Here is a 2441-nt window from a genome sequence, read left to right on the forward strand (position 1 = left end):
AACTGATCGGTGGGGTCCGCTTCCCCGCCATCGGCGAACTGCCCTACCTCCTCACCCTCGCAGGCCACGGCTTCTACTGGTTCCGGCTCCGCAAGAACGTCCCCCAGGCCACCAAGGTGAACCTGTTCGTGGCCCGTTGAACCATGGCCGCTGCTCCCTCGGCCGCCCCGGACGGAAAGGACGCGACGCCATGCCGAAGACCGAGACCGCAACGCTCCGCCCGGACAGCCTCGGCCCCGCCGCGCTACTGCCCTCGCTGTCCGGTCTGCTGCGCGCCTGGCTGCCGCGCCAACGCTGGTTCGCCGGCAAGGGACGTCCCGTCACGGACCTGGCACTGTTGTCGGTGACGGAGCTGCACCCCGACTGCCTGCACCTGCTGATCCGCGCCGAATACCCCGAGCTGTCGGCGCGCTGCACGCCGGGCGCGACGCCGGTTCGAGACTGTTACCAACTGATCCTGGGATTCGGCGAGTTCCGGGCACCCAGCCACTCCCCGGCCGTCCTCGGACGGATCAGCGAAGGGCCTCTGACCGGGCTGCTGGTGTACGACGCCCTCCACGACCCGCGCTCGGCGTCCCTGCTTCTGGAACGGCTGCGCACGCCGGGCACCGCGGGAGCCCTGCGCTTCGAACGCGACGGCAGGGTGACCATCCCCGCCGACCTCACCGCGCGCCTCCTCGAGGCCGAGCAGTCCAACTCCTCCCTGGTCTACGGGGACGCGTACATTCTGAAGCTCTTCCGCCGTGTGCGGCCGGGCATCAACCCGGATCTGGAGGTGCCCTGGGCCCTGGCCCGGCAGGGCTGCACCCGCGTCCTCGCCCCGGTGGCCTGGTTTCGCACGTCCAGCCCGTGGGCCGCGACCCTCGGCGTGCTCCAGCCGTTTCTGCACGGCGCCGACGACGGCTGGACGCAGGCGCTCGCCGCGCTGGCGGCCGGACGGGAGTTCACCGAGGAGGCATATGAGATGGGGCAGGCCACGGCCGAGGTGCACCTGGCCCTCGCCGCCGCGTTCCCCGTCGACTCCCAGGTGCCGCCCGGCAGCGAGCGGCTCGCGGCCGGCATGCTGGAACGGCTGAGGGACGCCCTGCACGCCGTACCGGCACTGCTGCCCTACGCGTCCGGGCTGTGGTCCGCGTTCACCGAGCCGTCCGCCCTCGACTCCCCCCGCCCCGCGCAGCGCATCCACGGGGATCTGCACCTGGGCCAGGTGCTGCGGGCCGAACGGCAGTGGCACGTGATCGACTTCGAGGGCGAGCCGGCCCGCCCGCTGCCCGAACGGCGCCGCGTCCAGTCCCCGGTACGCGATGTGGCGGGCATGCTCCGCTCCTTCGACTACGCCGCCCACGCCCGCCGGCCGTGGCGCCCAGAGTGGGCCCTGCGGTGCCGCGAGGCGTACTGCGCGGGGTATGCCGCCGAGGCCGGGTGGGACCCCCGCTCGAAACCGGAGCTGCTGCGTGCCTATGAGACGGACCGCGCGGTGTACGAGGTGCTGTACGAGGCCCGGCACCGCCCGGACTGGCTGCCCGTACCCATGGCGGCGATCGCGCGCCTCGCCGAACGCCCCGGCCTGAGGAGGCTGACACCGTGACCGTCCCCACCGTCGCCCAACCGCCCCTCTGCTCGGCGCCGTTGGGCACACCGAGTGCCGCACCGGCGGAGCCCGGCGACCGGGAGCGGCTGCTGGCGGGCACACACCACGATCCGCACTCGGTGCTCGGCGCCCATCCGGTGCCCGGCGGAGTCGCGTTCCGTGTCCTGAGGCCCTGCGCGCTGTCGGTGACCGTCGTCATGGACGGAGCCTGGGCGGAGCTGCACGACGACGGGGACGGCTTCTTCTCGGCCCTGCTGCCCCTGCGAGACGTCCCCGAGTACCGGCTCCTCCTGGCGTACGAGGGATCCGTACTGGAAACGGACGACCCCTACCGTTTCCTGCCCGCGCTCGGCGAGCTGGACCTGCATCTCATCGGAGAGGGACGCCATGAGCAGCTGTGGCAGGCCCTCGGAGCCCATCCGATGACACACGCGGGCGTCCGGGGGACCCGCTTCACGGTGTGGGCGCCGAACGCACGAGGGGTCAGGGTCTGCGGGGACTTCTGCCACTGGGACGGCAGCGCCCATCCCATGCGCTCGCTCGGCTCCTGTGGCGTGTGGGAGCTGTTCGTGCCCGGAATCGGCCCCGGGACGCTCTACAAGTTCGACATCACACGGCCCGACGGCACCCGCACCGTGCGCGCGGACCCCATGGCCCGCCGCACGGAGGTGCCGCCGGCGACCGCGTCGATCGTCGCCGAGTCGGCGTACGCGTGGGGCGACGGGGAATGGATGGCCCGCCGTGGTGAGCGGCCGGTGCACGAGGCGCCGTTCTCGGTGTACGAGGTGCATCTGCCGTCCTGGCGACCGGGGCTGACGTACCGGCAGCTGGCGGACGAGCTGCCCGCGTA

At 72.6% G+C, this 2441-nt stretch carries 1 protein-coding gene and 1 pseudogene; both read left to right on the forward strand.

Annotated elements, in window-relative coordinates; translation table 11 throughout:
- The first annotated feature begins 190 nt into the window (after positions 1–190).
- On the forward strand, positions 191–1588 hold the full coding sequence (locus ABZ823_RS30870; RefSeq protein ID WP_361666219.1) for a maltokinase: 1398 nt from the start codon (positions 191–193) through the stop codon (positions 1586–1588).
- Positions 1585–2441, forward strand: a pseudogene (locus ABZ823_RS30875) (1,4-alpha-glucan branching enzyme); the annotation flags it as partial. The gene ABZ823_RS30870 and the pseudogene ABZ823_RS30875, both read left to right, overlap by 4 nt.

Origin of the sequence: Streptomyces sp. NPDC047079 (assembly GCF_040643755.1) — a bacterium.
In the GTDB taxonomy this organism is placed as follows: Bacteria; Actinomycetota; Actinomycetes; order Streptomycetales; family Streptomycetaceae; genus Streptomyces.